The sequence below is a fragment of the Insolitispirillum peregrinum genome, assembly GCF_900156605.1.
GTDB classification, from domain to species: domain Bacteria; phylum Pseudomonadota; class Alphaproteobacteria; order Rhodospirillales; family Rhodospirillaceae; genus Insolitispirillum; species Insolitispirillum peregrinum.
This window is the reverse complement of record NZ_FTOA01000003.1, coordinates 634477-646577: the sequence shown is the minus strand read 5'-3', so window position 1 is coordinate 646577 and position 12101 is coordinate 634477. Positions and strand designations below refer to the sequence as shown.

Annotated in this window: 12 protein-coding genes and 2 riboswitches; of the genes, 9 read left to right on the top strand and 3 right to left on the bottom strand. The window is 64.9% G+C overall.

The window, feature by feature from the left end:
• Nucleotides 1-28 precede the first annotated feature (28 nt).
• The 3 genes from gcvH to BW995_RS10685 form a co-directional block, all read right to left on the bottom strand.
• On the bottom strand, nucleotides 29-406 hold the full coding sequence (gene gcvH, locus BW995_RS10695) for a glycine cleavage system protein GcvH (RefSeq protein ID WP_076400334.1): 378 nt from the start codon (nucleotides 404-406) through the stop codon (nucleotides 29-31).
• 47 nt (nucleotides 407-453) lie between these two features.
• Nucleotides 454-1575 carry a glycine cleavage system aminomethyltransferase GcvT gene (gene gcvT / locus BW995_RS10690; protein WP_076400333.1) on the bottom strand — a complete coding sequence of 374 codons (1122 nt, stop codon included), beginning with the start codon at nucleotides 1573-1575 and terminating at the stop codon, nucleotides 454-456.
• A 92-nt stretch (nucleotides 1576-1667) separates the two neighbouring features.
• A riboswitch (glycine riboswitch) is annotated at nucleotides 1668-1777 on the bottom strand.
• 2 nt (nucleotides 1778-1779) lie between these two features.
• Nucleotides 1780-1878: riboswitch (glycine riboswitch) on the bottom strand.
• Between the two features lie 148 nt (nucleotides 1879-2026).
• Complete coding sequence (locus BW995_RS10685) at nucleotides 2027-2578, bottom strand: hypothetical protein (RefSeq protein ID WP_076400332.1); 552 nt, start codon at nucleotides 2576-2578, stop codon at nucleotides 2027-2029.
• Nucleotides 2579-2753: 175 nt separating this feature from the next.
• On the opposite strand from BW995_RS10685, the gene ispH reads away from it, so the two are divergent.
• The 9 genes from ispH (at nucleotide 2754) to htpX (ending at nucleotide 11989) form a co-directional block, all read left to right on the top strand.
• Nucleotides 2754-3704 carry a 4-hydroxy-3-methylbut-2-enyl diphosphate reductase gene (gene ispH / locus BW995_RS10680; protein WP_076400331.1) on the top strand — a complete coding sequence of 317 codons (951 nt, stop codon included), beginning with the start codon at nucleotides 2754-2756 and terminating at the stop codon, nucleotides 3702-3704.
• A gap of 33 nt (nucleotides 3705-3737) precedes the next feature.
• On the top strand, nucleotides 3738-4700 hold the full coding sequence (locus BW995_RS10675) for a homoserine kinase (RefSeq protein ID WP_076400330.1): 963 nt from the start codon (nucleotides 3738-3740) through the stop codon (nucleotides 4698-4700).
• Nucleotides 4700-5158, top strand: a complete 459-nt coding sequence (rnhA, locus tag BW995_RS10670) for a ribonuclease HI (protein ID WP_076400329.1) — start codon at nucleotides 4700-4702, stop codon at nucleotides 5156-5158. Before BW995_RS10675 ends, rnhA begins: the two co-directional genes overlap by 1 nt.
• 67 nt (nucleotides 5159-5225) lie before the next feature.
• The gene (gene msbA, locus BW995_RS10665) at nucleotides 5226-7052 is read left to right on the top strand and encodes a lipid A export permease/ATP-binding protein MsbA (protein ID WP_076400328.1); all 1827 of its coding nucleotides are present in this window, start codon (nucleotides 5226-5228) and stop codon (nucleotides 7050-7052) included.
• Nucleotides 7053-7065: 13 nt separating this feature from the next.
• Complete coding sequence (locus BW995_RS10660; protein WP_076400327.1) at nucleotides 7066-7806, top strand: lysophospholipid acyltransferase family protein; 741 nt, start codon at nucleotides 7066-7068, stop codon at nucleotides 7804-7806.
• A complete protein-coding gene (locus BW995_RS10655) occupies nucleotides 7803-9086 on the top strand; it encodes a 3-deoxy-D-manno-octulosonic acid transferase (RefSeq protein WP_076400326.1) in 1284 nt (427 codons plus the stop codon). The genes BW995_RS10660 and BW995_RS10655 overlap by 4 nt, the downstream gene beginning before the upstream one ends.
• On the top strand, nucleotides 9083-10102 hold the full coding sequence (lpxK, locus tag BW995_RS10650; protein ID WP_076400325.1) for a tetraacyldisaccharide 4'-kinase: 1020 nt from the start codon (nucleotides 9083-9085) through the stop codon (nucleotides 10100-10102). Before BW995_RS10655 ends, lpxK begins: the two co-directional genes overlap by 4 nt.
• A gap of 8 nt (nucleotides 10103-10110) precedes the next feature.
• Nucleotides 10111-10992: an LpxL/LpxP family acyltransferase gene (locus BW995_RS10645; protein ID WP_139332856.1), complete on the top strand. Its 882-nt coding sequence runs from the start codon at nucleotides 10111-10113 to the stop codon at nucleotides 10990-10992.
• 94 nt (nucleotides 10993-11086) lie between these two features.
• Nucleotides 11087-11989: a zinc metalloprotease HtpX gene (htpX, locus tag BW995_RS10640; protein ID WP_076400323.1), complete on the top strand. Its 903-nt coding sequence runs from the start codon at nucleotides 11087-11089 to the stop codon at nucleotides 11987-11989.
• Nucleotides 11990-12101 lie beyond the last annotated feature (112 nt).

Here is a 12101-nt window from a genome sequence, read left to right as displayed (position 1 = left end):
GTCAGAAACTCCCGAAAAAGAGTGCCGATCAGCCGGCGGCGGCGATCAGGGCCTCATAGGCGGTTTTGTCCATCAGCCCGGACAGCTCGCCGATGTCGCTGAGGGTCATGCGAAAAAACCAGCCGTCACCTTCGGGGGCCTCGTTGACCAGCGCCGGGTTATCAACCAGCGCCTGATTGCCTTCGATCACCGTGCCCGACACCGGAGCATAAACGTCGCTGGCGGCCTTGACCGATTCCACCACTGCGGCTTCCTTGCCCTTGCTGACGGACTTGCCATCGTCGGGGACTTCGACGAACACCACGTCGCCCAATTGCCCGGCGGCATAGGCGGTAATGCCAACGGTGGCAACATCACCGTCAACGGCAATCCATTCATGGTCTTCGGTGTAATACAGAGTGGTCATGGCGGGGCGTCCCTGCTGCAAATGGCGGAAAAAGAAAGAAAAGAAGATCAGCCGCGGTGATAGCGCTGCTCGACGAACGGCAGGCTGACCACCCGGGCTTCCAGCGCCTTGCCACGCACGATCAGGCGCAGCGGCGTTCCCGGCCGGGCAAAGGCGGTTTCGACATAGCCCATCGCAATCGGCGCGTTCAGGGTCGGGGCAAAGCCGCCACTGGTCACTTCGCCAATCCGGCGGCCTTCAGTGTCCTGAATTTCGGTGTGCGCCCGCGCCGGAGCGCGGCCATCAAGGGCGATGCCCACCCGCAGGCGGCTGGTGCCCTGCTCCAGCTCGGCCAGAATGCGCCCGGCACCGGGAAAGCCGCCGTCGTTGCGGCGGCGCTTGCCGATGGCAAAGGTCAGCGCCGCTTCGACCGGGCTGGTGGTGGTGTCAATGTCCGAGCCATACAGCGGCAAGCCAGCCTCCAGACGCAGGGAATCGCGCGCCCCCAAACCGCAGGGCTTGACCTCGGGGTGGTCGAGGAACAAGCGGGCCAGATGGTCGGCCTGATCGGCAGGCACCGAGATTTCAAAGCCGTCTTCGCCGGTATAGCCCGAGCGGGTGACAAAGCAGGGAATGCCCGCCACATCCAGCGGCCCGGCCTGCATGAACACCATCGCCGCACTGGCGGGGGCAAAGTGCGCCATCACCGCCGCCGCCGTCGGCCCCTGCAGGGCCAGCAGGGCGCGGTCGGCCAGCACATCCAGTGTCACCCGGTCGCCGATACCCTGTTGCAGACGGGCAAAATCGGCCTCCTTGCAGGCAGCATTGACCACCACGAACCAGCGGTCCGGCCCGACGTGGGTGATCATCAGGTCGTCCAGAATACCGCCCTGATCATTGGTGAAAACGGTATAGCGGGTGCGCCCGGCCTTCAGCTCGCGGTACGAGGCCGGAACCAGCGTTTCCAGCGCCCCGGCGACATCGGCGCCGGTGATCCACGCCTGCCCCATGTGCGAGACATCGAACAGGGCGGCATGGTTTCGGCACCAGCCGTGCTCGGCCAGAATGCCGGTGGGATACTGCACCGGCATGGCATAGCCAGCGAACGGCACCATGCGCGCGCCCAGCTCGCGGTGCAGGGCATCCAGCGGGGTGGTCAGCAACGGGGCATCGGCGGGAAGGTCGCTCATCAGGGGAGACTCCGACAGCGGGCACCAAACGGCACCCTAATGGGGGCAACACCCCGCTGTCCGAAAGCGGACCAGCAGGTGGTGAATGCCTCCCTCTGTCTCCCAACCTGAAAGATTCATCGCAAACGGGGATATCCCCGTTCAGACTTACTTCTTCGGTGAGACCACGCCTGCCGGGCAGGTGCGATCTGCTTTCCAGAGGTCCGTCCTTCTGCGGTCCTGTTTGCCTGAGAGTTTCCGGAGGCGGTTGCTCCTTCGGCGTCGGGCCTGCCGGGGCGGCCCGATCTCTCCCGCAGAGATCTAACGGATGGCGGGCAGTGTGGCGCGTTATGCACCATTCGTCAACGACGCTTTACAGGGTGCCGCACTTTCAGGCAGTCCCCGACAAACAAACGCCGCCGCCGACAGGATCATCGGCGACGGCGCTCACAACACAATCGGCAGACAGGACTCAGCGGTTCAGTTTGCGATTGAACTCAAGCTGCTTGTTGTCGAGCTGGAAGCCGATATAGACCGGGGTATCGCTGCTCTTTTTGTCGGTTCCCAGCGGAATGCGGATGCGGACTTCCTCGTCACGCACGTTGACGGTGGTCAGGTTGCCGTCGTTGAACTTGAACGGCACCGACAGCACCTGCTTGCCCGCAGGCGACGGATAGAATTCCGGTACAGCGACGAAATACTGGAACTGCCCGTCCAGCCCCTTCAGGGCCGGGCCACGGGTGATTTCAAACAGCACCTTCATCTTGACATCGATGGTGCGGGTTTTCGGGTCCCAGCCGCAATCACCGTTAAAGGCCAGAATCTGGCCTTCGAACTGAATGTCGGTGATGTCCTGCCCGGCACCGGGGGTAAAGGATGTCAGCTTGGCAGTATCACGGTCGATGCGGATTTCCGGGCAGGCCATCTCTTCGGCCTTTTTGCCCATCATCCCGCAGGATGCCAGCCCCACCGCCAGCGATGCGACCGCCAGCCCCTGAACAAGACGGCCAAACACAGACTTCATCAGGCAAACTCCCATCAACGACCGCCACCGGCATACGAGCGGCATGGGGGAGAAGTAGCGCCTTTTCCGCTTTGGGGCAAGCTGGCGTCAGCGCATCCGTCCTGTAACAGCAGCATCGGTTGCCCTTTGATGCGTTTGTTGCTATGTCAAAGGCTCCGTCTTTAAAGGCTTAGGCATGAGCGAGAAACCTGCCCTGACTATTGCGCTGGCGTGGCCGCGCGGCTTCTGCGCTGGCGTTGATCGCGCCATCCAGATCGTGGAAAAGGCGCTGGAGACCTTTGGGGCTCCGGTCTACGTCCGGCACGAAATCGTCCACAACAAATTTGTCGTCGACAGTCTGCGCGATCAGGGCGCGGTGTTCGTCGATGATCTGGCCGATTGCCCCGATGACCGCCCGGTGGTGTTTTCCGCCCATGGTGTGCCGAAAAGCGTGCCTGCCGCCGCCGAGGCGCGGCAGATGATCTATCTTGATGCCACCTGTCCACTGGTGTCAAAGGTCCACATCGAGGCCGACCGCCACACCGCCGCCGGGGATCAGGTGATCCTGATCGGCCACGCCAACCACCCCGAGGTGATCGGCACCATGGGGCAGGTTCCCGATGGCTCGATGCTGCTGGTGGAAACCATCGAACAGGCCGAAACCGTCCAGCCCGCTGATCCCGACCATATCGCCTATGTCACCCAGACCACCCTGTCGGTCGATGACACCGCCCAGATTGTCGAGGTTCTGCGCCGCCGCTTTCCGGCCCTGAAGGGGCCGAAAAAGGAAGACATCTGCTATGCCACCACCAACCGGCAGGCAGCGGTCAAGGCACTGGCACCGGAATGCGACGCGCTGATGGTGATCGGTGCCCCCAATTCCTCCAACTCCAAGCGGCTGGTCGAGGTCGCCCACCGCGCGGGCTGTGAGCGGGCGGTGCTGGTGCAGCGCGCCAGCGATATTGACTGGTCGCTGCTCGATGGCGTGCAGACGCTGGGCATCACCGCCGGAGCCTCGGCCCCCGAGGTGCTGGTCGAAGAAGTGATTGCCGCCGCCCGCCTGCGCTACGAGCTGACGCTGAAGGATGTGCGCGTCACCGAAGAAACCATTTCGTTCAAGCTGCCCGCCACCCTCGCCGGCTCCTGACGCCACAGCCTGCCCCCGAAAGGAACCACGGCGATGGCCGTTTATACCGAAATTGATGATCAAACCCTGTCCGCCTTCATCGCCGATTATGATATCGGCGAGCTGGTCAGCTACAAGGGCATTGCCGAAGGGGTGGAAAACTCCAATTACCTGCTGGTGACCTCGCAGGGCCCCTATATCCTGACCCTGTACGAAAAGCGGGTGAACCCGGCTGACCTGCCGTTCTTTCTCGGCCTGATGAACCATCTGGCGGGCAACGGTCTGGCCTGCCCGACCCCGGTTGCCGCCCGCGATGGCGAAGCCCTGCGCGAGCTGTGTGGCCGTCCGGCGGCGATTGTCACCTTCCTGCGCGGGATGTGGCCGCGCAGGATTCAGGCCCACCACTGCGCCCAGTTGGGAACGGCACTGGCCCGGATGCATCTGGCGGGCGAAGGCTTCACCCTGACCCGCCGCAATGCCCTGAGCGTCGATGGCTGGCGTCCGCTGTTCGAGGCCGCCCGCCCGCGTGCCGACGAGGTGATGCCCGGACTGGCGGACGAAATCGCCCGCGAACTCGACCTGCTGGAAGCCCGCTGGCCGACCGACCTGCCGCACGGGGTGATCCACGCCGACGCCTTTCCGGACAACGTGTTTTACCTGAACGACCAGTTTTCCGGCCTGATCGACTTTTACTTCGCCTGCAACGACCTGTTGGCCTACGACGTGGCGGTGTGCCTGAACGCCTGGTGCTTTGAGGCCGACCGCAGTTTCAACGCCACCAAGGCCCGCCTGCTGCTGGCAAGTTACCGCAAGGTCCGCCCGTTCGAGGACGCCGAGCTGAACGCCCTGCCGCTGTTGTGCCGGGGGTCGGCGATGCGCTTCCTGCTGACCCGGCTGTATGACTGGCTGAACACCCCGGCGGGGGCGTTCGTCAAGCCGAAGGACCCGATGGAATACCTGCACAAGCTGCGCTTCCATGCCGCCGTCAGCGGTCCCGGCGCGTACGGGCTGGAGTGATGAGCAGCCCCCCAACCCCCGATATCGTCGAGCTGTACACCGACGGTGCCTGTTCCGGCAACCCCGGCCCCGGTGGCTGGGGGGTGGTCCTGCGCTGGCGCGGCCATGAAAAGGACCTGTTCGGCGGCGAGCCGGACACCACCAACAACCGGATGGAACTGCGGGCGGTGATTGGCGGCCTGCTGGCGCTGAACCGCGCCTGTGTTGTCCACATCTACACCGACAGCCAGTACGTCAAGAACGGCATGACCGCGTGGATTTTCGGCTGGAAGAAAAACGGCTGGAAAACCGCCGACAAAAAGCCGGTCAAGAACGCCGATCTGTGGCAGGAGCTGGATGCGCTGTGCCGCAATCACACCGTCGAATGGCACTGGGTCAAGGGCCACGCCGGACACCCGGAAAACGAACGCGCCGATGCTCTGGCCCGTCAGGGGGTCGACAGCATCCGCTCGGCCTGATCCCTGCCATTCCACCGCTTTCCAGATTTCTTCATCCCGGACTTCTTCATCAAGGACTTAGGTCATCGTGACATCCGCCCCCCAGACCAGCCCCTCTCAGGACAGCCGTTCCAGCGGCCCGCTGGTGCGCCGCCTGTTCCGCGAGACCCTGCGCCCCTATCTGTGGACCATCGTCATCGCCCTGCTGTGCATGGCGCTGGCTGCCGGGGCGCAAGGCTTTACCGCCTGGCTGATGGAACCGGTGGTCGACTGGGTGTTTTCGCAAAAGGAACAGGCCCTGCTGTGGCCGGTGGCAGCATTGGTGCTGGGAACCTTCGCAGTCAAGGGCATGGCCGAATATGCCCAGTCGGTGATGATGTCGCGCGTTGGCCTCAGCATCGTCTCTGACTTGCAGCAACGGCTGTTTGACCACCTGCTGGGGCTGGATGCGGCGTTTTTCAGCCGGGTCAGCTCGGGCAATCTGGTGTCGCGCTTTCTGGTTGACGTCAACCAGATGCGCAACGGCGTCTCCAACGCCATCACCGGCATCGGCAAGGATACCCTCAGCGTCGTCGCCCTGATCGGGGTGATGTTCTATCAGGACTGGATGCTGGCGGCAGTCAGCTTTTTCGTCTTCCCGATAGCGATCTACCCGATTGTCCGGCTGGGGCGGCGGATGCGCAAGGTGACGGTCAACAGTCAGGAGCAGATGGGGGCCTTCAACACCATTCTGGAACAGTCGTTTCAGGGCATCCGGCTGGTCAAGTCCTATGGTCTGGAACAGTATGAACAGGCCAAGGTCGATAAACTGACCAAAGAAATCTATGACCTGACCCTGAAAGGGGCGATCACCCGTGCCGCCTCCAGCCCGATCATGGAAACCCTTGGTGGCGTTGCGGTGACGGTGGTGATTGTCTATGGCGGCTATCGGGTGATCGAAGGCACCACCACCACCGGCGCCTTTTTCAGCTTCATCACCGCCCTGATGATGGCCTATCAGCCGATGAAGAACCTCGCCCGCCTGAATGCCTCGTTGCAGGAAGGTCTGGCCGGCGCCCAGCGCCTGTTCGAGCTGATCGACACCAAGGCCGAAATCACCGATGCCCCCGAGGCGGTGCCGTTGGTCCCCAAGGGTGGCCATGTGCGCTTCGAGGCGGTTGATTTCACCTATGAAGCCGACAAGAGCGCCCTCAGCGGCCTGACGCTCGACATCCCCGCCGGGGCCACTGTGGCGCTGGTCGGCCCGTCCGGGGCGGGCAAGTCAACGATCATGAACATGATCCCGCGCTTTTACGATGCCACCGGCGGTCAGGTGCTGATTGACGGGCAGGACGTGCGCGGGGTGACGCTGGCCTCGTTGCGCTCGGCCATTTCGCTGGTCAGTCAGGAAGTCACCCTGTTCGACGACAGCGTGCGCACCAACATTGCCTTTGGCTGTCTGGACGCCAGCGACGAACAGATCGAGCAGGCCGCCCGCATGGCCGCCGCCCACGAGTTCATTTCAGAGCTGCCCGAGGGCTATGATACGCTGGTCGGCCAGCGCGGCCTGAAACTGTCCGGCGGTCAGCGCCAGCGGCTGGCGATTGCGCGGGCGATGCTGAAGAACGCCCCGATCCTGCTGCTGGACGAAGCCACCAGCGCCCTTGATACCGAGTCCGAGCGGCAGGTGCAGGCGGCGCTGGAGCAGTTGATGCAGGGCCGCACCACGCTGGTGATCGCCCACCGCCTGTCAACGGTGGTCGGGGCCGACCTGATCCATGTGATCGACGCTGGCCGGGTGATCGAAAGCGGCACCCACGGCGAGCTGTTGGCCCTTGGCGGGGCCTATGCCCACCTGTACGCCTTGCAGTTTGCCGCCGAAGAAGCCATTGCCGTCAACACCGCTGCCCGGCAGGCAGCAGGGGCGGCGTCCTGAGCGGAGAGAGTGGATGGGTGTGCTGAAACGGATCCTGAAGTCAGACGCTGTTCGCAACGCCGCCTGCTGGCTGGGGGCGCAGTACGTCCGTCTGGTGTGGGCGACCGGCCGCTGGACCATCGACGGTGACAGCCTGCCGCGTCAGATGTGGGCCGAAGACAAGCCGTTCATTCTGGCCTTCTGGCATGGTCATCTGCTGATGATGCCCAAATGCTGGAACCTCGCCAAACCGATGCACATGCTGATTTCCCAGCACCGGGACGGCCAGATCATCGCGCAGGTGATCGGCCATTTCGGACTGGGGACGGCGGCGGGCAGCTCGACCCGGGGCGGCTCGGCGGCACTGCGGCAAATGCTGAAGGCCCTGAAGGCCGGGGAATACGTCGGCATCACCCCCGACGGCCCGCGCGGTCCCCGCATGCGGGCCACGGCGGGGATCGTCAACATCGCCCGCATGAGCGGCGTGCCGATCCTGCCCTGTGCCTATTCCACCCGCCACCGCAAGCAACTGGGAAGCTGGGACCGCTTTCAGGTTGCCCTGCCCTTTTCCCGTGGCCTGATCCGCTGGGGGGCACCGATCAGCGTTGCCAGGGATGCCGACGAGGCCGCCCTTGAACAGGCCCGCCAGCAGGTTGAACAGGCAATGATCGCGCTGGCCCAAGGCGTCGAGCGCGACATGGGCCACCCGCCGACCGAACCGGCCCCGCCCGGCCCGCCGCCGGAAAAGCGCAGCAAGACGGGGACCACGCGATGATCCGCCGCCTGTATGCCGCCCTGACCACCCTCGCCGGTCCGGCCCTGCATCTGTACCTGCGCCGCCGCCTGAAACGCGGCAAGGAACATCCGACCCGCTTCGGCGAGCGGCTGGGCCGTGCGGGCCGCCTGCGGCCAGAGGGCAAGCTGCTGTGGATGCACGGAGCCTCGGTGGGGGAATGCCTGTCGGTGCTGCCGCTGATCGACCTGCTGCTGGCCCGCTATCCCGACTGGACGGTGATGGTCACCAGCGGCACCGTCACCTCGGCAGAGCTGATGATGCAACGCCTGCCGCCGCGCGCCTTTCACCAGTTCGTACCAGTGGACCGCCTGCCGTGGGTCCGCCGCTTTCTCGACCACTGGCGACCGGATGCGGTGGTCTGGCTGGAAAGCGAGTTCTGGCCCAACCTGATCCATGAAACCCGTCGCCGCGCCATTCCGATGGCGCTGGTCAATGGCCGGGTATCGGACTCCTCGCTGCGCTCGTGGCAACGGCTGCCCGCCTTCATCGGCGGCATGCTGGGTGCCTTTCAGGTGGTGCTGGGGCAGACCGATCAGGATGCCGCCCGACTGTCGCTGCTGGGGGCGGCCTCGGCCCGCTGTGTCGGCAACCTGAAATCAGCCGCCGCGCCCTTGCCGGCCGATGACGAAGCCCTGAAAGCCTTGCGGCAGATCATCGGTGCGCGGCCCTGCTGGCTGGCGTCCTCCACCCATCCCGGCGAAGAAATCGCCGTCTGGCAGGTTCACCGCCAGCTTCAGGACACCCTGCCCGACCTGCTGACCATCATCGTCCCGCGCCACCCGCAACGCGGCCCTGAAATCGCCACCGACCTGGCCGCTGCCGGGGCGGAGGTTTCCCTGCGCTCCACCGGTGGCACTCCCACGGCGGCGACCTCGGTCTATATCGCTGACACACTGGGGGAACTGGGGCTGTTTTACCGTTTGTGCCCGGTGGTGTTCGTCGGCAAGTCGCTGCCGGACCTGCCCCATGCGGGCGGCGGGCAAAACCCGCTGGAACCGGCCCGGCTGGGCTGTTCGGTGGTGTTCGGGCCATCGATGGGCAACTTTGCCCTGCTGGCCGACCAGATGACCCTCAGCGGTGCCGCCCGGCAGGTTGCCGACCCGTCGGCACTGGCCGAAACCATTGGCTGGCTGCTGCGCGATGAGCGGGCACGGGCGGTGATGGCCGACGCCGGGCAAGCCCTCGCCAGTGCCGAAGCTGCCGTTACCGAACGGGTTGTCGCCGCCCTCGCCCCGCTGCTGGCAGGAGAAAGCCGGTGAAGACCCCTGCCTTCTGGTCGAAGGACGGCCCGCTGCCGCGCCTGCTGGAACCACTGGCCGGGCTGTACAGTCTGGCTGGCTGGTGGCGCATGCGGCGCACGCCTGCCGCCCCGCCCTGCCCGCTGATCTGTGTTGGCAACGTGGTCGCCGGAGGCGCGGGCAAGACCCCGGTGGCGCTCGACCTGCTGGCCCGGCTGACCGCCTCGGGCCTGTCGGCCCATGCCCTGCTGCGCGGCTATGGCGGATCAGAACGCGGACCGCTGGCGGTGCAGCCCGCGCAGCACAGCTTTGAGCAGGTGGGCGACGAAGCCCTGTTGCTGGCAACGCAGGCCCCAACCTGGGTCGCCCGTGATCGCCGTGCCGGAGCCGCCGCCGCTGCTGCTGCCGGGGCCAGGGTGGTGGTGATGGACGATGGCTTTCAGAACCCGGCGCTGCGCCCCTCCCTGAGCCTGCTGGTGATCGACGGCGCCACCGGTCTGGGCAATGGCCGGGTGATGCCATCCGGCCCGTTGCGCGAACCGCTGGCCCGCGCCCTCGCCCGCCTGCAGCAGAATGGCGGCGCGGTGGTGATGCTGGGCGATGACCAGACCGGCCTGTGCCGCCGTCTGCCCGCCGGTCTGCCGGTGCTGTTCGGCGACCTGCGCCCCGATCCACAGGCGGTCGCCCGCTTGCAGGGGCGGCGGGTGGTGGCCTTTGCCGGGATCGGTCGTCCGGCCAAATTCTTTGCCTCGTTGCGGGCGCTGGGGGCGCAGGTGGTCGCCAGCCATCCCTTTGCCGACCATTACCCCTATGAGCCTGCCGACATCCAGCCGATTCTGGACGAAGCCTTTGCCCTGCAGGCCATTCCGGTCACCACCGCCAAGGATGCGGTGCGGCTGGGGGTTGATCAGCGCCAGCAGGTCGATATTCTGCCGATCAGCGTTCAGTGGCGCGATCTGGCAGCCTTGAAAGCGGTTCTTGCGCCGGTGCTGGCCGTGCCGGACCGGCTGCGCATCCGCCATCAGGAGGAACAGTGAAACAAACCGTGCCTTTTTCCAAACGTGTGGCCTGGCGTCTGCAATACTGGGCCGCGCTGGCCCTGATGGCGCTGCTACGGCGGTTGTCGGTCGATGCGGCCTCGGGCTTTTGTGGCTGGTTGCTGCGACAGGTCGGCCCGCGCCTGCGTGCCCACAGGATCGCCCGCCGCAATTTGACCCGCACCTTCCCCGACATGTCCGCCGATCGGGTCGAGCAGACCCTGACCGGCATGTGGGACAATCTGGGGCGGATCATCGGCGAGCTGCCGCACGCCGAAACCATCTGTGACCCGGCGCAGAACCGTCTGGAAGTGGTCAATGCCGCCGGAGCGATTGCCTTCCGCGACAGTGGCAAGGCCGGGCTGATGTTTGGCGGTCACATCGCCAACTGGGAACTGACCGGTGCCATCCTGCACAGCCTGTTCCAGTTGACCGTCCACCCGATCTACCGCGCCCCAAACAATCCGCTGATGCTGAACCTGTTCATTCAGACCCGCCAGGCCCAGGGCCGCGAGGCGATCCCCAAGGGCCGCGACGGCGCCAAGCGGTCGCTGGAACTGCTGAAAAGCGGCCAGCATCTGGGGCTGTTGATCGACCAGAAAATGAACGACGGCATCGAGCTGCCGTTCTTTGGCCGACCGGCGATGACCGCCCCGGCGCTGGCCAGCTTTGCGCTGAAGTTCGGCATCGAACCGCGCCTGTGCCATCTGGTGCGCCTGAACGGCGCCCGGTTCCGGGTGGTGTTCAGTGATCCTCTGCCATTACCGAACACCGGCAACCGCAGTGCAGACATCGAATCGCTGATGCTGGCCGCCAACCGGCAGCTTGAGGACTGCATCCGTGCCCACCCGGAGCAATGGCTGTGGGCCCATCGCCGCTGGAAAGAGTAGTGCGGCCTCCCCTTGATGATGCCGCCTGTCTGCTCTACCTAACAGGGACAGGCACTTTCGCCCCTTTCCGCCGTTTCATGACGAGTGACAGGCCATGAATTACGCACGCACCGCCCTTTTGCTGGCCGTCATGACCGCGCTGTTCCTGATCGTCGGCTATTTTATCGGGGGAACAACCGGCGTCGCCATCGCCTTTGTGGTGGCGTTGGGGATGAACGTCTTCTCCTACTGGAATTCGGACAAGATGGTTCTGTCGATGTACGGAGCCCGTCAGGTCGATGAAAGCACTGCCCCGGCCTTTTATGGCATCGTCCGCCAGCTGGCCCAGCGCGCCGACATGCCGATGCCGCGGGTGTACATCATTGATACCCCGCAACCGAACGCCTTTGCCACCGGTCGCAACCCGGACAATGCCGCCGTTGCCGCCACCACCGGTCTGCTGCGCATCCTCAGCCACGAAGAAATCGCCGGGGTGATGGCCCACGAACTGGCCCACGTCCGCAACCGCGACACCCTGATCATGACCATCACCGCCACCATCGCCGGGGCAATCGGGATGCTGGCCAACTTTGCCTTTTTCTTTACCCCGTCGCACAACAGCGACGAACAGGGCAACGGCGGCAATCCGCTGGGCTTCGTCGGCGGTCTGTTGATGATGATCCTCGCCCCGCTGGCCGCTTCGCTGGTGCAGATGTGCATTTCGCGCAGCCGCGAATACGAAGCCGACCGCATCGGCGGCATCATTTGTGGCAATCCGTTATCGCTGGCCTCGGCCCTGCAAAAGCTGGAAACCGCCGCCCATCAGGTGGACAATATGGCTGCCGAGAGAAATCCGGCCACCGCCCACCTGTTCATTGTCAATCCACTGCATGCCCGCCGAGGTGACAACCTGTTTTCGACCCACCCGAACACGGAAAACCGCGTCGCCGCCCTGCGCGCTCTGGCCGCCGAAATGGGGGCCAGCACCACCCGTGGGCCGTGGGGCAATTACGTCTAGAACAGCGTGCGTTAAGCCGGACGCCACAGTACACGACAGTTGGTGGAGAATGGCGGACTGCCGTCCGCACCTGTCCGGGGGACAAAGCCCCCGGACCCCCATCTTTTCTTTC

Coding starts and splice junctions, on each gene's coding strand:
- gcvH (WP_076400334.1), bottom strand. CDS start 406: ATGACCACTCTGTATTACACCGAAGACCATGAATGGATTGCCGTTGAC.
- gcvT (WP_076400333.1), bottom strand. CDS start 1,575: ATGAGCGACCTTCCCGCCGATGCCCCGTTGCTGACCACCCCGCTGGAT.
- BW995_RS10685 (WP_076400332.1), bottom strand. CDS start 2,578: ATGAAGTCTGTGTTTGGCCGTCTTGTTCAGGGGCTGGCGGTCGCATCG.
- ispH (WP_076400331.1), top strand. CDS start 2,754: ATGAGCGAGAAACCTGCCCTGACTATTGCGCTGGCGTGGCCGCGCGGC.
- BW995_RS10675 (WP_076400330.1), top strand. CDS start 3,738: ATGGCCGTTTATACCGAAATTGATGATCAAACCCTGTCCGCCTTCATC.
- rnhA (WP_076400329.1), top strand. CDS start 4,700: ATGAGCAGCCCCCCAACCCCCGATATCGTCGAGCTGTACACCGACGGT.
- BW995_RS10660 (WP_076400327.1), top strand. CDS start 7,066: ATGGGTGTGCTGAAACGGATCCTGAAGTCAGACGCTGTTCGCAACGCC.
- BW995_RS10655 (WP_076400326.1), top strand. CDS start 7,803: ATGATCCGCCGCCTGTATGCCGCCCTGACCACCCTCGCCGGTCCGGCC.
- htpX (WP_076400323.1), top strand. CDS start 11,087: ATGAATTACGCACGCACCGCCCTTTTGCTGGCCGTCATGACCGCGCTG.